Source organism: uncultured Ruminobacter sp., assembly GCA_902764345.1.
GTDB lineage: Bacteria > Pseudomonadota > Gammaproteobacteria > Enterobacterales > Succinivibrionaceae > Ruminobacter.
The window spans coordinates 29,484-49,096 of the sequence record CACWVT010000025.1 but is presented as its reverse complement, the minus strand read 5'-3'; the positions used below and the strand labels follow the sequence as shown (position 1 = coordinate 49,096).

Genomic DNA, 19,613 nt, shown 5'->3' with positions numbered 1-19,613 from the left:
GCAGGAAGAGCGATTGCAGCTAAGATACCGATGATGGCGATAACGATCATTAATTCGATGAGGGTAAAACCTTTAGTCTTTTTCATGATAATTTCCTTTATTCATGATAAATAGATGACAAAATTAAACCGTGTTAATGAAGGTATTTATAGAGAAAAAAGGGCAATGTTTTTCAACATTGCCCTTTATGATTAAATGAATATAAATGTTCGGTGATGGATTATCTCAGAAGGTTTAGGTAGAATCCGTTAATCTCATTTCCCCAAAGCATGACTATGAATCCCATAATTGCAATGTATGGACCGAATGCAAAAGGCTGGCTTTCCTTATGTCTGTTAATAAACATAAGGAGGCCTCCAATTACGGCACCGACAAGAGCAGAACCGAATATTATGGCAGGGAGCATCTGATATCCAAACCAGGCTCCGAGACATGCTGTCAGTTTGAAGTCACCATATCCCATGCCTTCTTTTCCGGTCGCAAGTTTAAATGTCCAATAGAAGAGCCACAGACACATGTAACCTGCAACAGCACCGTAAACGGCGTCGGTAAGAGTTACGTATGTGTTAAACATATTAAAAAGGATACCAATCCATAGTAAGGGCTGCACGATTTCATCAGGAATCAGCATCTTATCAAAATCGATACCGCTTATGGCGATAAGTGACCATGTCATGAGAAGGGCTCCAATTACCTGTACAGTAGGACCGAAATGCCAGGCAACTAGAAGGGACATGAGACCAGTAAAAGTTTCAACCAGAGGATATCTCAGCGATATATGCTGTCCGCAACCATGACACCTGCCCTTGAGAATTAGATAACTGATAACAGGGATGTTTTCCCATGCGGAGATTTTGTGACCGCAGTTAGGACAGCGGGATCTTGGTACGACAAGATTGAATTTAGGGCGTTCAGGAATTTCTTCATCGGGATGGAAGTATTCTTGATATTCGTCCTTAAATGCGTTTTCCATCATCACAGGTAGTCTGTAGATAACCACATTAAGAAAACTTCCTACCAAAAATCCTATGACTGTTACGTAAGTTAGAAAGAAAAATGGTGAATCTTGAAAAGCCTGAACTATACTTTGTAAAAAACTCATATAAATGCCACTGTTTAAAATATCCGACAAATAAAAAGGGTCTCACTTGTAGGTGAAACCCTTAATATGCGTATTACATTATTATTAGAATATACTACCCATAGAGAAGATAGGTAAGTACATAGCAATAACCAATGAACCGATTACCACACCGAGGAATACCATGATTAAAGGTTCGAGCATTGATGACAGACCGTCAACTGCATCGTCAACTTCCTGGGAGTAAATGTTTGCAACCTTTCTTAACATCGCATCAAGAGAACCAGCTTCTTCACCGATCATAACCATCTGGTTCATCATTGCAGGGAAGATCTGGGTTGCTCGCATTGCCATGTTGAGCTGCATACCGCCCATTACATCTTGACGGATTTCCATGATTGCATTTTCATACTTTGCATTACCAGATGCACCTGCTGCTGATATCAAAGCATCAACCAACGGAATACCGGCGGCGAATGTTGTTGCCAAAGTAGAAGCAAATCTTGCTAAGCATCCCTTTTCGAGAATCTTACCTACAACCGGAATCTTCAGAAATGCTACGTCAACATTTGAGTGAAATTTCTGATTGTGCTTGTAAGACCAAAGGAACGCGTAAAAACCGCCACCAAGGACTAATGCAAATATAATCCAGTAACTTTGTAAGAATCTGGAAAGATCTACAACCATCTGAGTGAATGCAGGCAATTTAGCATTGAAGCTTGCAAAAATAGATTCGAACTGTGGTACTACATATATAAGAAGAATTGCCGTTACCACAATAGCAATGAGTACTATGACGATAGGGTACATCATCGCTTTTTTAATCTTTGACTTTAAGGCCTCTGCTTTTTCCATGTATGTTGCAATCTGGTCATAAATTGTTTCCAGTGCACCAGAAGCTTCACCTGCCGCAACAAGGTCTGTGTACAGTTTGTTGAAGTAAACCGGGTGTTTCCTCAAAGCCTGATGGAAAGGAGTACCTGCAGAAACGTCTTCACACACCTGTGAAAGAAGCTTTCTCATTGCCAGCTTATCATGGCTCTGAGCCAGAAGTTCAATTGATTGAACCAGAGGAACACCAGCAGACAACATTGTAGTAATCTGTCTTGACAAGGTTGCAATATCGACTGGTTTGATCTTAGGACCATCACCGAAGACATTCTTGTATTCAATAACAGAAGTTACGTTTACGTTCTGCTTTCTTAGTTCAGACTTTATAATTTCAGCACTGCGGGCACACATGAAACCGCCTACAGGCTTGCCCTTACGGTTTGTACCCTTCCATTTGAAGTTTATAAAGTCTTTCTTGTTACTTTTTACTGCCATATTTTAATCCCTGCTTAGCCCGATGTTACACGGAATACTTCCTGTAAGCTTGTGACTCCCTGCGCCACTTTCATTAATCCGGATTTTCTTAAAGGAACCATCCCTTCTTTTTCTGCTTCAGCTGCAATCTGGAGTGAGTTGCCTCCTTCCATGATGAGCATGGCCAGCTTGTCAGACATAACAAAGATTTCGTAGATACCTACACGTCCCTTGTAACCGCCTGAGCATGCCTCGCATCCCTGAGGGTTTGGTTTGTATATTTTTAATCCTTTATCAATATCTTCTTGAGTATACCCTATTTTGAGCAGTTCATGCTCCGGTACATTGTCAAGAATTTTACATTTCTCACATAATCTTCGAGCCAGACGCTGAGCCATAATTAACGTTACTGAAGATGCAATATTAAATGCAGGCACGCCCATGTTTAATAGACGTGTCAGTGTTTCTGGTGCGGAGTTTGTGTGAAGTGTTGACAATACAAGGTGACCTGTCTGAGCGGCCTTTATTGCGATTTCGGCTGTTTCCAGGTCTCGAATTTCACCCACCATGATTACGTCAGGGTCCTGACGAAGGAATGCCTTCAGTGCGCTGGCGAATGTTAATCCTGCCTTGTAATTAATCTGTACCTGGTTAATACCTTCCAGGTTGATTTCTACCGGATCTTCCGCAGTTGATATGTTTGTTTCAACAGTGTTTAAAATACTGAGACCGGTATACAGTGAAACTGTTTTACCTGAGCCTGTCGGTCCGGTAACAAGGATAAGCCCCTGCGGCTTCTCAAGGGCTCCTAGATATTTCTTTTTCTGTTCATCTTCAAAACCAAGCATGTCAATGTTAAGTTTGGCGGCTGAGGAGTCCAGAATACGCATTACAATCTTTTCACCCCAAAGAGTAGGAAGCGTATTAACACGCATATCCATTGCCTTTGTAGGTGAAATTTTGAGTTTGATACGACCGTCCTGTGGAACACGTCTTTCTGCTATATCAAGTCTTGACATAACCTTAATACGCGCAGCAATCTTGTCCTTTAGTTCAACAGGAGCTTTGGCAACTTCATGTAGTATGCCGTCGATACGGAATCTCACACGATACTTCTTTTCATAAGGTTCGAAGTGAAGGTCTGATGCGCCTTTCTTAATTGAGTCAAGCAGAAGTTTGTTGATAAACTTTACAACCGGAGTATCGTCATCTGCATTTGCATCAGTTGCGGCACTGAGATTATCATTGTTGTTATCTTCAATAGCTTCAAGTTCTGCAAATTCAGAGTCTGAAAGTCCAACGTCCAGTTCTTCCATGGCGTCGGCAAATAATTTTGTAAGATCTTTCTGCAGTTTGTCTTCGTCAACAAGAATTGTATCGGTCATCATTGAGTACTTTAGACCGAATGCGTTTAACGCAGCCGTGTTGGTTGGATCAGACATTGCAAGGAAAAGAGTTTTTCCCTGAGCGTAAACAGGAAGAGCATGATGCTGAAGAATCAGATTCTTATCCATGTATGCGGAAGGGATTTCCTTTACATCGATATCATCAAGATTAAGGTAAGGGTACGCATACTCCTTAACCAGAATTTCCCTTATTTTTTCAGGAGGAACAAGCTTCATGTCCACGATTGTGGATATAACCGGTTTGCTGTCTTTCTTGGATTCCTCTATTACATTTTTCTCTTGTTCCGGAGATATTAACTTGTATGTCTTGAGTATTCGGAGAATACCGTAACTTTCAGCCATTTGTATATCCTAAGATTCTTACTCAATATCAATATATAGATAGGTAGTTATATTATTCTGTTATCAAACAAAAAGACGAAAATCACAGGGGTTGAACTCTGTTCGTCTGTTTCATTGTTCTTGTATATGTGATACTCCTGTAATTAACTGTTACAGGAGTATCAAGGTGCATGGTATAGGATAGAACTAACAGTGGTAAAATACTACATTATTTTCCGTGAATAATATTGAAATACTGTACTAATCACAAAAACAAGAAAAGGTTTTTATGACAGGTGAATAAAGTGTTTGTTGGTGTAAATAAATTGTTTATTCTTATATTGTTTTAATATTTTGTAAAACCAACCACGGATGCTGTCCTGTAAAATTCAAAAGACATCTTCTTGTATTTTCTTATCAGTGTCATCATATATTATGTATGTGCATACATATACATGGGAGTAAAGTTTTTAAGAAGAGATTTCTGATGGATATTCAAGGAATTTTGTCGGAAATAGTGTTTATCCGTGATTTGCACACAGGAGGCGAGTTTTTCCTGGAGAAATGTTGTCTTTAATCTGTATATACTCATAAAAGGAAATTTAATGATTAAATATGTTTTAACCGCCATAGTCTTTTTTGTACTAGAGCTTGCCAGTATCATATATGTTTTTGGCGAACTGGGATTAACTACGCTTTACATACTGTTTATTGAAGTAATAATTGGATATTCAATTGTAAAAAAGGCAGGCATCGGTTCAGTCGGACTAATGGGGCTTGCAGGTATGGGAGGGAATTCTTTTTCTGTAGCTCTCATGGCAGCCGGCGTGTTTATTGCTTTTCCTGGATTTGTTTCTGATGTTATGGCCGTTGCGGTTTTTATCCCTTTTGTGAGAAAGGCTTTCTTCAATTTCTTAAAGCCGGATCCTCAGTTGGTCAATAAGATAATCATGAATCAGTTTCAGAAGCAGGGTATGAATATGAACATGTTTGATGATGAATTTATGAAGAATGCGTCATCCATGTTTGGTAATTTCGGAGGAATTGAATCTGATGATGATTCCGAATATGAAAATCCCCATGAACGTCAAACCAAGTCTCAAAAAAAAGGACATAAAAATGTTGAGGATGCGGAGTTCAAGGAATTGTAGAATTTTCTGATTGTTGGGTTCTTAGTTAATAACGAAACGGAGTTTTGGAAATGCTTCCAAAACTCCGTTTCGGATTAATTATAAAAAAAATATGAAAATAATCTTGAATTATTAATTTCAATCCATATGTAACAGTTAGTAAGTTAAGTTTTGTTTACATATTTAATGTGGAGGCTGTTGAGGGATAAACCTTAACTCGTGTATTAGTATGGCAATTCGTCCTTTAAATGATCGTGTTATTGTTAAGCGTATTGAAGTTGAAGCCAAGTCTGCAGGCGGCATCGTTCTTACCGGAAGTGCTGTTGATAAATCTACCCGTGGTGAAGTTATTGCTGTAGGCCCTGGTCGTACACTTGACAATGGAACCGTTAAGCCTTTAGCGGTAAAGGTTGGAGATAAGGTAATCTTTAATGAAGGTTATTCTGTTAGAAAAGAAAAGTTAGACGGTGAAGAAGTTTTAATTATGTCAGAAAACGATATTCTTGCCGTGGTTGAAGAATAACAGAAGATCTTTTTGGAAATATTTTGACGTCCGGTCTTCATTGCATTGAATGTCCGGTGTTGTAAGAAGAATTTGAAGTAAATATTTACAGGAAAATAAAATGTCTGCAAAGGATGTAATTTTTGGAAATGAAGCTCGAGTAAAAATGCTCGAAGGTGTGAACATTCTGGCTAATGCCGTTAAGGTTACCTTAGGTCCTAAGGGACGCAATGTTGTTCTTGACAAGACCTACGGCGCACCTGCAATTACTAAAGACGGCGTTTCAGTTGCAAAGGAAATTGAGCTTGAAGACAAGTTCCAGAATATGGGAGCTCAGATGGTTAAGGAAGTTGCTTCCAAGGCTAACGATGCTGCCGGTGACGGTACAACCACTGCAACAGTTCTTGCTCAGGCTATTATTAACGAAGGTCTGAAGTCCGTTGCTGCGGGTATGAATCCTATGGATTTAAAGCGCGGTATTGACAAGGCTGTTTCAGCAGCCGTTGAGGAATTGAAGAGCCTGTCAGTTGAATGTAAGGATTCTAAGGCAATTGCTCAGGTTGGTACCATTTCTGCAAATTCTGATGCTTCTGTAGGTAAGTTGATTGCAGAAGCAATGGAAAAGGTTGGTCGTGACGGTGTTATTACCGTGGAAGACGGTAAGAGCTTTGATGATCAGCTTGATCTTGTTGAAGGTATGCAGTTCGATCGCGGTTACCTCTCACCATACTTCATTAATAAGTCAGAAAACGCTTCTGTTGAGTTCGATGATCCATATATCCTCCTTGTTGATAAGAAGGTATCAAATATTCGTGACATTCTGAATGTTCTTGAAGGTGTTGCAAAGGCCGGCAAGCCTTTACTTATCATCGCAGAAGATGTTGAAAGTGAAGCTCTTGCAACTCTTGTTGTGAACAACATGCGCGGTATTGTTAAGGTTGCTGCCGTCAAGGCTCCTGGTTTTGGTGACCGTCGCAAGGCAATGCTTCAGGATATCGCCATCCTTACCGAAGGTACCGTTATTTCTGAAGACATTGGTATGAAGCTTGATGCCGCAACTATTGATGACTTGGGAAGGGCAAAGCGCGTTGTAATTACAAAGGATAATACCACTATTATTGACGGTGCCGGTGATTCAGCCGCTATTGCTGATCGTGTTGCCCAGATTCGCAAGGCCATTGAAGATTCAACTTCAGAATATGATAAGGAAAAGCTTCAGGAACGTGTTGCTAAGCTTGCCGGCGGTGTTGCCGTAATTAAGGTTGGCGGTGCAACTGAAGTTGAAATGAAGGAAAAGAAGGATCGTGTTGATGATGCTCTTCATGCTACCAGAGCAGCCGTTGAAGAAGGTGTTGTTGCCGGTGGCGGTGTTGCTCTTGTACGCGTTGCTTCAAAGCTTGCTTCACTCAAGGGCGATAACGAAGATCAGAACGTTGGTATCCGTGTTGCATTAAAGGCAATGGAAGCTCCTTTACGTCAGATCGTTGAAAATGCAGGTCAGGAACCTTCCGTAATTGCTAATGCCGTTCGTAACGCTGAAGGTAACAACGGATACAATGCTGCTACAGAACAGTACGGTGACATGCTTGAGATGGGTATCCTTGATCCAACCAAGGTAACCAGAAGTGCGTTGCAGTATGCTGCTTCAATTGCAGGTCTCATGATTACTACTGAATGTATGATTACTGATTTGCCAAAGAAGGATGAGGCACCGGCAGCAGGTAACATGGGCATGGGCGGAATGGGTGGCATGATGTAATTTAAACATCGTGTTACCGACGGTTTCGGCCGTTGACCATTTTTAGAAATAAACGGGGCTAACGAAAGTTAGTCCCGTTTATTTTTGAGTTAAGTATCAATATCGGAAAAAACCTGTCTTTTTACATCACAATTTTTTTCCCGTTATGTAAGTGAGAATAATAAATGTGATAACTTGAAATATGAGTAATCTTCCCGTTAGGGGAGGGGTGTTTATGTGTTTTTTTGTCTCTGATATATTAATTGGAGATGGAAACTGAGGGCACGTTATGTCGATTGATTCAGTATACATCTTGTCAACCATCATTTTTATGATGGTGTTCCTGCTTATAGGTCTTATGTATGTTATAAGACTTAAGCGAAAGCTTTTCAGACTGATGCAGGAGAATAACAGTTTTAAAACATTGTGCGACATTGTTAAAACCCCAATATGGTTTAAGGATGAGAATCTGAAAATCACATGGGTTAATAAGTTTTACGCAAAAATGTTTGACCGTTCACGTTCCTCAATTTACGGGTTAACCGACAAAGAGCTGTCACCGGCAAAACTTTCTGATGGGTATATCCGAGATGATTTATACGTAAAAGAATCAAGAAAGCCATATGTGTATCGTGAAAACGAAAAATCAGGCATGTGGTTCGAAACAACTAAGTTTCCGTTAATATCTGATGATGGTACCTTGTATGGCCTTGGCGGTATAGCCTTTAACATAACTGCCATCAAGAAAAGCGAAAATCTGATGCATTCCATGGTCTATAATGACTATCTTACCGGGATTCCGAATCGACTGTTTCTGTCAGTAGAAATTACCAAACTTCTTTCAGTGGCCAATGAAACAAACACAAAACTTGCCGTAATTGGTATTGACCTTGATAACTTTAAGGATTTGAATGACCTTTACGGTCACAGTGTGGGTAATGAAATTCTCAAAAAAACGGCTCAAAAACTAAAGGTTTATACAAGTGGTAAAGGGATGTTTATAGGCAGACTCGGCGGGGACGAGTTTGTGGTGGTTGTTCCTAATATAAAGGAGGATGAGTACATACTTCAGACCTGCGAGGATATTAGGAAGCTTATAAATACTTTCTATGATATCTGCGAATCCAATGTCACCATAAATGTATCAATTGGTGTCAGTGTATATCCTAAAGATTGTGACAATTATGAAGATCTGATGAGACAGGCGGATATGGCTGTTCATACCGCAAAGAGTCGCGGAAGAAACTGTATTGTGTTCTATGATAAAGAAATAGGCAAGGCAAACTTTAAGAGAATCAATATTGAGATGCATCTGAAGCCGGCCATCGAGAATGATGAATTCAGCCTGTATTATCAGCCTAAGGTTTCGGTAGATGGAAAGCAGATTTTGGGGTTTGAAGCTCTGCTGAGATGGAACAGCAAGGAACTCGGTTTTGTTTCTCCTGCAGACTTTATTCCGGTGGCAGAACAGTCTGATCTTATTGTTGCCATGTCCGACTGGGTTATGAGAAAAGCCATGGTTCAGAACCTGTTATGGAAAAAACAGTACGGCGTTATTTATCCCGTTGCTGTAAATCTGTCAGCAAAGCAGATTCATAAGTCAGACTTCCTTAAGAAAGCCCTGGATCTTATAAATGAACTTAATTATCCTCCTGAATACCTCGAGCTTGAAATTACTGAAAGTATGCTGATGAGCAAGGACAGTGATTCAAGAAGATCTTTTGAACAGCTGCGCAGTATGGGGGTAAAAATAAGTATGGATGACTTCGGAACAGGTTATTCTAACTTAAGTTATCTCAGCAGCTTCCCTCTTGATAAACTTAAGATCGATAGAAGGTTTGTTACCGATATAGATACAAGTAAGGGAAATCAACAGATTGTTAACGCAATTATCATGTTGGCTCAGGCATTTAATCTGTCGCTTATTGCAGAAGGCGTAGAGGGCGGAAATGAATTAAAGTACCTGCAGTCAAAGGGGGTAGACGTAATTCAGGGGTTCTATTTCTCCAAGCCTCTGCCTCCTGAGCTTGTTTATGATTTTGTTGACGAGGTGAATAAGGGGGTATGGATAAACAAAGTGCATGAATCTTTTTCCCAGCTTGATAAAAAATACGGCGAGAAAATCACTGAAACAGAGGAAAAACAAAAAAAGAAGCAGGAAGAGTAACGTATTGTCGACGTGAATTTATCATGACATGTTAATTATGAGAGAAGGCAGTTGCTGGTAACTGCCTTCTCTTTATCTTTAGGATTTTTTGGGTAATGATCTCAGTGTCAGAACAGATCTTCTATTGCTGAAGACTGAGAACTTTCAGGTTTGACCTGTGGTGGCTCAGCATGAATCTCGGCTCCGTATTCATCCTGTTGTGTGTATGTCTGCGGTTCGTCAGAAGAAGACGTATAACCGAAATTGAGATCCTTGCCGTTACTAATCATAAACTCTGGATATCCATAGATACTGTTTTTAACGATATAGTCTGGTTTTGATACTGGGGCAAGAGGCTGATCCTTAAGGATATACGACATAAATTCAATCCAAATAGGAAGGGCGGTTTTGCTACCGGATTCCCCTCTGCCAAGGGCTTTGGAAAAGCTGTCATGACCAACCCATACTGTGGTTGCTATATTGGCGTTGAAGCCGCTGAACCAGGCGTCTTTGCTGTCATTGGTGGTACCTGTTTTTCCTGCTATATCGGACCTCTTCATAGCTCTTGCTCTTGTGCCTGTTCCGTTGAACGGACCTTTTGGTCCGTAGCCACCGTGAATTACACTTCCAAGAGCATCGCTTATGAGGAAGGCATTGCCGTGAGTTATAACCTGTTCGGCATAGTTATTATCTTCCAGATACTGCGCTTCCTCGTCAATTACTTCAGGGACTATTGTATTTGTTACAGCGTCAGGACAGTCAGTACAGGCTATTGCGGGATTGGCTTCATAGATGACCTGCTCCGTATCGCCGATAACGATTTTATCTATCAGGTATGGCTCTATCTTATAGCCTCCGTTGGCAAAGGTGCTGTACGCTGTTACGAGTTCCAGAGGGGTAACTTCATAAGCCCCAAGCGCCAATGAAAGATTCTGACTGTACTTCTGGTTAACGTCTATGCCAAACTTTTTAAGGTGCTTTACAAAATTACCTACACCAATGTGATTTAGAAGACGTACCGAAACCACATTCTTGGATTTTGCAAGGGCTACTCTTAGAGGAATTGGTCCTTCATAGACATTAGGTGAATTCTTAGGCGACCAAATCTGGTTGCTCCATTTGTTCCAGATTGAGAATTTTTCATCAAGAACGTAAGTTCCTAGAGAATATCCCTTGGCCAGAGCCGCACTGTATAGAAAAGGTTTAATGTTTGATCCAGCCTGTCTTTTGGACAGTTCTACGCGATTAAAACTACTCTTCCTGTAACTGTAGCCACCGACCATTGACAGTATGGCTCCAGTCTGTGCGTTAACGGATATGAGCGCTCCCTGAACCAGCGGAACCTGTCTGAGGGCGTATTCTCCTGCAGGTGTTTTGTGCACATAGATGATGTCGCCAGGTTTGAGAATTCTTTCTACAGGGTGACGGGCATTCTTATTTTGATTATTGTAGTTTGAGGCCCATTTGATGTTATTCCATGGTATAGAGGCTTTTGAATCATCAGCAAAGATAATATTGGCAGAGTTATCTGCCTTTAGGGATACGACAAGTGCAGGAGTTATGTAGTCGTACTGCTGACGTTTTTTTAACTCTGTCTGCCATCTTTCATGGTCGCTGGATGATATACCCAGATCGTTTAGATTTTCAGGTGCTCTGAATCCGTGTCTCATGTCATAATCTGTAAGGCCATTATATACAGCTTGATTTGCTTTTTCCTGTACTCTGCTGTCTACAGTTGAATATACCTTGAAGCCTTCCGTATAAATGGCATCTCCGTATGTGGCTTCAAGAGTCTGTCTTATCGATTCGGCAACATAGCCCGCATTTGCTTCAATTTTTGGAACGTGATAGTAGGAGTTGATAGGCTCATTATCAGCTTCGTCAAACTGCTCCTGGGTTATTTTTCCAGTACTCAACATGCTGAGCAGAACCAGATGTCGTCTTTCTCTCGCCTTATCGGGATTGGAAATTGGATTGTTGGTTGACGGGGCTTTTGGCATTCCTGCGAGAATTGCTGTTTCTCCAAGCGTCAGTTCATCTACGGTCTTGCCGAAATAGATATATGCAGCTGCCGCAATACCATTGGCATGATGGCTGAACGAGATCTTATTGAGATAAAGGGTCAGGATTTCATCTTTGGTGAGTTCCTGTTCCATATGTATTGAAATGAAGATTTCCTTTAATTTTCTGGTAATGTTCTTTTCAGGAGAAAGGTAGAAGTTTCTTGCAACCTGCTGTGTAATGGTACTCGCCCCCTGTGCCATTTTGCCTTTTTCAAAAAAAACCTTGGCAGCTCTGAGAATTCCTTTGAGATCTATACCGAAGTGCGAGTAGAAGCTTCTGTCTTCTATTGCTATGAACGCGTCCTTGACTTGTTGTGGAATCTGTTCGAATTCCAGAGGAATTCGGCGATCCGTGCCGTATTCTCCGATCAGAAGATTGTCTGCAGAGTATATCTGCAGTGGTGTTTCGTATGTGACTTCCTTTAACTGTTTAACGTCAGGAAGGGTGCTCTTAACGTGATAGTAGTAAAAACATCCTGCTGCAAGGCAAAGACTGATAATAAATAAGAAAAAACCGATAATTCGTCTCAACCATATAAAAATCATTTTTTTAATCCATTTGTCATGACGTAATTTTATCTAATTATATAATAATTTGTTACCTAGCTCAAAATAGAGTGCATCAATAAATTATTTTTTGGCACGATTTAAAATTTTGAAGCTATTATAAGAGAACGAGTAAAATGTTAATCAGCACGGATGCAATATATGGCTGGAATGAAAAACAAAGGTAACCTATATCCCCTCCTAGGTGTGGATTTCGGGAGCCAATCTATAAAGGCTGTTGCTATAAGTGGAAAGCCTAATGATGTTAAAATCACTGCGGTCGCTGAGGTCCCAACTCCAAAGGGATCTATAGTTGATTACCAGATTCATGATATGGAAAAGGTGGTTAATGCCTGCAGAACTTTGATGAAGCACATTGGACAGAGACCAAAATACATAGCAACATCAGTTTCGGGGTCAAGTGTGATTTCCAAGGTAATACAGGTAGATGCTAATCAGAGTGATGCAGAATTAAGTAATTATATTAATTCTGAGGCTGAACAGCTTATTCCTTTCCCACTGGAAGAAATTAATCTTGACTATGAAGTCCTAGGTGATAATTTCGTTGACAACCAAAAACAGGATGTTTTAATCAGCGGTGCCCGTACTTCAAGTGTTGAAGATCGCGTAGTGATTTTTGATACCTTGGGTATGGAAGTTAAGGTTGTGGATGTTTCTGTTCATGCCTTGGCGAGAGCCGTTAAGCAGTTAATTCCTGGTTTTGACGTTCTCTGTGACGACAAGCCTGTAGGTATTGTTGATGTCGGTGCCGTGACTTTAACCTTTGGTGTTGTGTACAAGGGTGAGGTTATTTATCAGCGTCTGCAGAATTTCGGCGGTGACAATGTTACCCAGAATCTGTGTAACGCATACGGCTTACCATACGAAGATGCAGAAAAGTCAAAGATTCAGAACAGAATGCCAGCAGATGCAACTACTGAAGTAATAAATCCGTTTATGACTCAGTTGGCTCAGAATATTAAGAGAAATATTCAGCTGTTCACCTCTTCATCAACTCACCATGATCTTGATGTGATTGTACTGACCGGTGGCGGTTGCCTCTTAAACGGTCTTACTGAACAGATGGTTTCTTTATTGAGAAAGGATGTTAAGTGTCCTGACATCTTTAAGCAGTTCCCTAAATTCAAGAGTGAAGAAAACCCTCAGGGTTATAAGTACATGACTGCTTTGGGTCTGGCTTTAAGGAGTTTTGAACCATGTCCAATATAAACCTTTTACCATGGCGTGAGGTAATAAAGGAACGTCAGAGAAAGAACTTTTTCAAGTTAATGTTCATTTTCTTTGTAGCCGGTGCCATTATAGCCATTCTCTTCTTCTTTGCTTTGGATATGCAGATTTCTAGACAGAATTCCAGAAATTCACAGTGGGAGAATGAGATCAAGGTAGTTGACCAGAAGATTGCCGAGATTGAAAAACTTAAACAGAGACGTCAGGAACTTATTGATCGTATGAACGCAATTGATAAGCTTCAGCAGAGTCGCAATATTCCGGTACATCTCTATTCTGATTTGCCTACACTTGTTTCCTCAGGTGTATATCTCGGTTATATGAATTATGATAACCGTATTGTTAAGGTTGGTGGTTTGGCTGAGTCCAATCCTCGTCTGTCATCAATGTTGCGTAACATTGACAACAGTCAGTGGTTAGGTAATGGTTCCATTACCCAGACTAAGGCTGAAGTTAGAGACGGTAAGAAGATTATTCCTACTCTTCCTGACGGACTGTATGCATTTGACATGTTCTTCAGCGTTCTTGACACACAGAATAACGCCGGTGCGCAAGACAATGCAAAGAAAGGAGGTAGATAATGGCTAGTAATCTTGGTATGGGCAATTTCGATCCTAGTAAGGTTGAAACTTGGCCGGTAACCGTAAGATATGCCGTGGGCGGTCTCTTGACTGCAGTGATTGTCGGCGCATCGTTCTTCCTTTTCAATCAGGATCAGCTTGATGAACTGGAACAGAAAGAAGAAACTGAACATCAGCTTCAGGTTAAGTTCGATGAAAAGGCAAAGATGGCTGTGAATCTTGAGCAGTACAAGGAACAGATTGTTGAATTGGAAAGTCTGCTTGATGCTCAGCTCCGTCAGTTGCCGAACAGCAATGAGGTAGCAAATCTCCTTGATGACATCAGCTTTATCGCTCAGGATAATGGTTTGAACCTTATCAGTATTAAGTGGGAAAATGAAATTGCTCAGGAAATTTATACTGAATTACCTATGAGCATTTTTGTAACAGGTACCTATCAGCAGTTAGGTAGCTTCTCTGCAGATGTTGCTGCATTACCTCGAATTGTTACCATCGATAAGTTCTCTTTAAAGCATGTTGATTCTTCCAAGCAGAAGGCTGTTAAGGCTGCTGAAGATAGACCTAAGGATGGTGCAGGCAGTAATGTAACCACTATTTCAACTCAGGAAGCTCAGCCTGCAGTGAGTGATGGTGAACTTCTCGAAATGAATATGTTGGCAAAGACCTTCCGTTACAATAATACTGTACAGAAGAAGGGCGGTGATCGCGCCAGCAGAAGAAACAGAGGAGGCAGATAATGAAGAAGTTAGCATTAGTTACTTTGCTCCTAACAACTGCTGTCAGCGTGAGTGCATGTGGAAAATATGAACAGGTTGATGACATTCAGCAGTATGCACAGAATGCTTTAAGACAGGCAAGTTCACGCATTGAAGAGTTGCCTAAGGTGAATACCTTTGTGGCCATGAAGTTTGAACCTAAGACTGATAGAATGCCGTTTGTGCTTCCAAAGCCTGAGATTTCCATGGTTCAGCCTCTTAAGCCTTTGGATTGTGAACAGCCAGATCGTGAAAGACCGATGGAAGAACTCGAACAGTTCGCATTGGATAATCTTTTCATGAAGGGGACAATCAGCATTGATGGTAAGCTTAAGGCGATTATTCAGACAGCCGACGGTGTGCTCGTTAATGTTACCCCTGGCATGCATATGGGTTTGAATTTTGGTAAGGTTGTACGTGTTGCACCTGACTCAGTTGAAGTTGAAGAGTTTATTTCCGACGGTAAGGGTTGTTGGGATAAGCGCTCCAGTCGTTTAGATATAATTACAGCGGAATAGTTTAGCAGGCAGGAATTATTATGAATTTACAAAAAAATAAATTAGGGCTTTTTGTAATGCTGGCTACCGTGGCTGGCGTTGTACTGCCTGCCGAGGCAGCTACCAAGCTCGAAAACGTTAAGGTTAATGATCAGTACGCAAGTCAGACTAAGATTGAACTTCAGTTTGATGGTCCTATAGGTTCATATCAGGACAGACTGCAGTATCAGCCTGAACAGTTAATTATCAATCTTTCTGACGCTGAGTCAGCACTTCTGAAGGATTCTCTTGATGTTAATGTCAGAGGCATCAATAAGATGAACGTGACTCAGAATGGTGACGGTCTTGATGTTGTTTTTGGTTTGGATTCTTTAGTGCCTTACGAAGTTTCTCAGCAGAACAATTCGCTGTACGTAACCATCGGTAACGATCCTCGTGTAACTGCTGCACGTAATGGTGTGACCAGTTCAGATATCGTTAAGACAAATGCTGATAGATCCGTTGCTGGCGGTATTAACCGTATCAATGGTTTGTCATTTAAGAAGAACTCTGCAGGTGATGGTCTTGTTGTTGTGAATCTGGATAACAAGAGCGCAGCTCTTGATCTTCAGAATAAGGGTTCACATCTGATTGCCAAGTTCCATGGTACTAACGTGGCCCCGGACTTACTCGCTGTTATGGATGTGGCAGATTACGCTACCCAGGTAAAGTCTATTGACGTGTCTCAGACTGCAGATGGTGCTGTTCTTGATATGACCATGTACAACTCTGAATATGATGCAAAATATGATCAGTCTGGCGAAACCATTGTAATCAATGTTGCTAAGAAGAAGCCGGTAATCAAGCTTGATAATACTCAGAAGTACAGCGGTAAGCTGATTTCATTATCTTTCCAGGACGTACCTGTTCGCTCTGCATTAAAGGTACTCGCTCAGGAAGTTAATCTGAATCTTGTTATGAATGATTCTGTTGGTGGTAATATCACCATTAACTTCGACAGTGTGCCTTGGGATCAGGCTCTTGATACCATTCTTCGTGTTAAAGGGCTTGACAAGCGAGTTGAAGGTACAATTCTTCTTATTGGTTCTCAGGACGAACTTGCCCAGTATGAGCAGAAACAGCTCGAAGAACAGGATAAGAAGACCGCTAAGGAACCTCTGGTTACTGAGTTCATTCAGGTGAATTACGCTAAGGCTGCTGATTTCGTGAAGCTGATTTCAACAAAGGATTCAGAGCTTTCAATTAGAGCTAATTCAGTAAACAACATAAACGGTTCTTCTGGTGCTGATTCAAACGACAGTCTTCTTTCTGCACGTGGTACAGTAACTGTTGATGAAAGAACCAATACCCTTATTATTAAGGATACTGAGGCATCAATTGCTAACATCAAGAGACTCGTTGAGACCCTTGATACTCCAGTACAGCAGGTTGTTATTGAAGCCAGAATCGTTTCAATTGATGAATCAGCTGAAACTGCGCTCGGTATTAACTGGCAGATGGATACCAACAACGGTACCTTAAACACCGGTAAACCTAATAACTCAGAAAAGTGGTATGCAGGTAGTGGTACCCAGACCGACGTTCCTGCTGATGGTGGTACATTCTCACTTGGCCGTATAACCAAGAATTTTGCCATCAATCTGGCTCTTAAGGCTCTTGAAACCGAAAAGCGTACTGATATCATCTCCAGTCCGCGTATTACAACCACTAACCAGAAGGAAGCCTACATTGAACAGGGTTATGAAATTCCGTCAATCACTTCCGCTTCAAGTGGTGCAACTACCATCGAATGGAAGAAGGCTGTATTAAGTCTGAAGGTTACTCCTCAGATTACTCCTGACGATTCAGTATTCCTTGACCTGAAGATTACTCAGGATGATAAGGGTGATGAAGTTAAGTCATTCGGTACCTCTTCACTTTCAATTGAAACCCGCGAACTTGAAACTCAGGTTCTTGTTGGTAACGGTGAAACTCTGGTGCTCGGTGGTATCTTCCAGCAGTCAGTATCACGTACTGTGAAGAAGGTTCCTTTACTTGGTGACATCCCAGTACTGGGCTGGTTGTTCAAGAGTGTTGATAACACCAACTCAAAGAGGGAAGTGCTTGTATTCATTACTCCTCACATTCTTAAGGAAGCAATGTAATACTGCATTTTGATTAGGTAGTAAAAAGGCTGTCTCTGACAGCCTTTTTTTATGGTCGACAATTTTTCATGCTTGGTCTTTATAATGCGCATGTTACAGGAAAATAAGTTATAATCAGCTTATTCTTTTATATTTCCGTAACCATAATTCATGTAAGGCTGTTAAATATTATGTCTGAATGTCAGAGTATTTTTTTAGTTGGGCCTATGGGGGCCGGTAAGAGTACTATAGGAAAAATTCTGTCCGAGCTTACCTCTCTTCCTTTAATTGATTCCGATACAGAAATTGAAAAACGAACCGGGGCCGATATTTCATGGGTGTTTGATGTTGAGGGTGAGGAAGGGTTCCGAAAAAGAGAAGAAGCAGTTATCGATGAGTTGACACAGAAGAAAGGTATTATTCTGGCTACCGGTGGTGGAGCTGTCAAAAACGCTCATAACAGAAGCGCTCTGTCTTCCAGAGGGGTTGTTGTGTATCTTAAAACTTCAGTGGAGAAACAGTATCAGAGAACATGTCGTGACACAAGGAGACCACTCCTTAACAACCCGGATCCTTTAGGAACGCTACAGAGACTTATGGCAGAAAGAGAACCGCTTTATACGGAAGTTGCTGACATCGTCGTTGAAACAGATCAGTATTCTGCAAGACAGATTGCCGTACAGATTATAGATAAATATGAAGCTATGAAGGAACTATGATGAAGACGTTAATGGTTGAACTTGGAGAACGCAGTTATCCTATATATATTGATGGTGGATTGCTTGATCGTGAGGATGTATGGGGAAACTGCATCAAGAAGAAGGGTAATGTCGTCATTGTTACAAATACCACAGTCTGTACCTGGTATTTATCCAGGTTGGAGGAATCTGTCAAAAGACTTGGTTATAAGGTATCAAGCTGTATTTTGCCTGATGGTGAAAAGTATAAGAATCTTGAAAGTTTTAATCAGATTATGACTTTTCTGCTTGAGCATAACTGTGGGCGTGATACTACTCTTATTGCTTTGGGGGGCGGAGTTATCGGCGATTTGACGGGGTTTGCAGCCGCATCCTTCCAGCGTGGGGTGGATTTCGTTCAGGTTCCGACCACTCTTTTATCGCACGTGGATTCCTCTGTTGGCGGTAAAACAGGTATAAATCACCCACTCGGTAAGAACATGATCGGTGCGTTTTACCAGCCTAAGGCCGTTATAATCGATTTGTTCTGTCTTAAGACGCTTCCTGAAAGAGAACTGGCTGCCGGTATGGCTGAAGTAATTAAATACGGCATTATCTGGGACAAATCCTTCTTTGAATATCTTGAAGAACATACTGATGATATTTGGAAACTTGATTCTGACGTGATTTCAGAAGTTGTTCACAGATGCTGTTCAATAAAAGCTGCTGTTGTACATGAGGATGAAAGAGAAGGTGGAATTCGTGCAATACTAAATCTCGGCCATACGTTTGGACATGCCATTGAGACATTTATGGGATATGGTGTATGGCTTCACGGTGAAGCTGTCGCGGCAGGTATTGTTATGGCTTCCCGTGTAGCTCTTTCCAGAGGTTCTGTTTCCGAGGAAGAGTTTGAACGCATTGTCTGTCTTTTGAAGAACAACAGGCTTCCTGTTTCCAAGCCTGACAGCATGACCACCGATGATTTCCTGAAGCTTATGGTTCATGACAAAAAGGCTGTAAATGGAAAAATACGCTATATTATTCCGGATTCTTTAGGTCAGTCTTCAGTGAAAGATGATCTGACGCTTAAGGAAATAGAAGACGCAACCAGATAATTATTTGTGGTTCTTATTATGAGGTAAAAAGAGGGAAAATTATTGATTTGCCCTCTTTTTTTATTGAAAATTCAAACAGAAAGCAGTTTCATTATTTTTTCAAGTCTATTCACAGTCTTAATGTTAAAAATTTTTTATATGTGTATGGTCGGTCAATTATTTATTATAATTCCTTCGTTGGGATCTGAAGTCGTTAAATGGCCTGCATTAAGCACTTATGAACAGATCACGAACCGGAAAACCAACAGGTCGTTATAACAGATTGTTAACTGCCGAGATTTACCATGAAAATTTATCTGTGTTCATGGCGGTTAGCGGAAACGGTGCTAATTATAATAATTAACTGCCAATGAACAGTTGGACATATAGTAGGGAA

The 19,613-nt window shown here is 40.9% G+C and carries 16 protein-coding genes; 11 read left to right on the top strand and 5 right to left on the bottom strand.

Annotated elements, in window-relative coordinates; genetic code table 11:
• The 4 genes from QZU58_RS06050 to pilB all read right to left on the bottom strand — a co-directional run.
• A partial coding sequence (locus tag QZU58_RS06050; protein WP_294460709.1) for a prepilin-type N-terminal cleavage/methylation domain-containing protein occupies window positions 1-86 on the bottom strand: 86 nt, incomplete at its 3' end.
• A gap of 134 nt (window positions 87-220) precedes the next feature.
• The gene (locus QZU58_RS06045; protein ID WP_294495686.1) at window positions 221-1,102 is read right to left on the bottom strand and encodes an A24 family peptidase; all 882 of its coding nucleotides are present in this window, start codon (window positions 1,100-1,102) and stop codon (window positions 221-223) included.
• 84 nt (window positions 1,103-1,186) lie between these two features.
• Window positions 1,187-2,407, bottom strand: a complete 1,221-nt coding sequence (locus QZU58_RS06040) for a type II secretion system F family protein (RefSeq protein WP_294495685.1) — start codon at window positions 2,405-2,407, stop codon at window positions 1,187-1,189.
• A gap of 14 nt (window positions 2,408-2,421) precedes the next feature.
• Window positions 2,422-4,134, bottom strand: coding sequence for a type IV-A pilus assembly ATPase PilB (gene pilB / locus QZU58_RS06035; RefSeq protein WP_294460680.1), 1,713 nt, complete (start codon window positions 4,132-4,134; stop codon window positions 2,422-2,424).
• 584 nt (window positions 4,135-4,718) lie between these two features.
• Between pilB and QZU58_RS06030 the strand changes: the two genes are divergently transcribed.
• The 4 genes from QZU58_RS06030 (at window position 4,719) to QZU58_RS06015 (ending at window position 9,650) form a co-directional block, all read left to right on the top strand.
• Window positions 4,719-5,264, top strand: coding sequence for an FxsA family protein (locus QZU58_RS06030; RefSeq protein ID WP_294495684.1), 546 nt, complete (start codon window positions 4,719-4,721; stop codon window positions 5,262-5,264).
• Window positions 5,265-5,472: 208 nt separating this feature from the next.
• Entirely contained in the window at window positions 5,473-5,766 is a 294-nt protein-coding gene (locus tag QZU58_RS06025) for a co-chaperone GroES (protein WP_294460685.1), read from the top strand.
• A gap of 100 nt (window positions 5,767-5,866) precedes the next feature.
• Window positions 5,867-7,504: a chaperonin GroEL gene (gene groL / locus QZU58_RS06020; protein ID WP_294460687.1), complete on the top strand. Its 1,638-nt coding sequence runs from the start codon at window positions 5,867-5,869 to the stop codon at window positions 7,502-7,504.
• A gap of 268 nt (window positions 7,505-7,772) precedes the next feature.
• Window positions 7,773-9,650, top strand: a complete 1,878-nt coding sequence (locus tag QZU58_RS06015) for an EAL domain-containing protein (protein ID WP_294460689.1) — start codon at window positions 7,773-7,775, stop codon at window positions 9,648-9,650.
• 107 nt (window positions 9,651-9,757) lie between these two features.
• Here QZU58_RS06015 and QZU58_RS06010 read toward each other — a convergent pair whose 3' ends face one another.
• Entirely contained in the window at window positions 9,758-12,238 is a 2,481-nt protein-coding gene (locus QZU58_RS06010) for a penicillin-binding protein 1A (protein ID WP_294460691.1), read from the bottom strand.
• 162 nt (window positions 12,239-12,400) lie between these two features.
• Here QZU58_RS06010 and pilM point away from each other — a divergent pair, with 162 nt between their 5' ends.
• The 7 genes from pilM to aroB all read left to right on the top strand — a co-directional run bounded on the left by pilM (window position 12,401) and on the right by aroB (window position 19,237).
• Entirely contained in the window at window positions 12,401-13,468 is a 1,068-nt protein-coding gene (gene pilM / locus QZU58_RS06005; protein WP_294460694.1) for a type IV pilus assembly protein PilM, read from the top strand.
• Window positions 13,456-14,067: a PilN domain-containing protein gene (locus QZU58_RS06000; protein ID WP_294460697.1), complete on the top strand. Its 612-nt coding sequence runs from the start codon at window positions 13,456-13,458 to the stop codon at window positions 14,065-14,067. The genes pilM and QZU58_RS06000 overlap by 13 nt, the downstream gene beginning before the upstream one ends.
• Window positions 14,067-14,804: a type 4a pilus biogenesis protein PilO gene (locus QZU58_RS05995; RefSeq protein ID WP_294460699.1), complete on the top strand. Its 738-nt coding sequence runs from the start codon at window positions 14,067-14,069 to the stop codon at window positions 14,802-14,804. The genes QZU58_RS06000 and QZU58_RS05995 overlap by 1 nt, the downstream gene beginning before the upstream one ends.
• Window positions 14,804-15,340, top strand: coding sequence for a pilus assembly protein PilP (locus QZU58_RS05990; protein ID WP_294460700.1), 537 nt, complete (start codon window positions 14,804-14,806; stop codon window positions 15,338-15,340). Before QZU58_RS05995 ends, QZU58_RS05990 begins: the two co-directional genes overlap by 1 nt.
• Before the next feature lie 20 nt (window positions 15,341-15,360).
• Window positions 15,361-17,463 (top strand): type IV pilus secretin PilQ, encoded by a 2,103-nt coding sequence (gene pilQ, locus QZU58_RS05985; protein WP_294495683.1) that lies wholly within the window; start codon window positions 15,361-15,363, stop codon window positions 17,461-17,463.
• Window positions 17,464-17,633: 170 nt separating this feature from the next.
• Window positions 17,634-18,161 (top strand): shikimate kinase AroK, encoded by a 528-nt coding sequence (gene aroK / locus QZU58_RS05980; protein ID WP_294495682.1) that lies wholly within the window; start codon window positions 17,634-17,636, stop codon window positions 18,159-18,161.
• Entirely contained in the window at window positions 18,161-19,237 is a 1,077-nt protein-coding gene (gene aroB, locus QZU58_RS05975) for a 3-dehydroquinate synthase (RefSeq protein WP_294460711.1), read from the top strand. The genes aroK and aroB overlap by 1 nt, the downstream gene beginning before the upstream one ends.
• Window positions 19,238-19,613 lie beyond the last annotated feature (376 nt).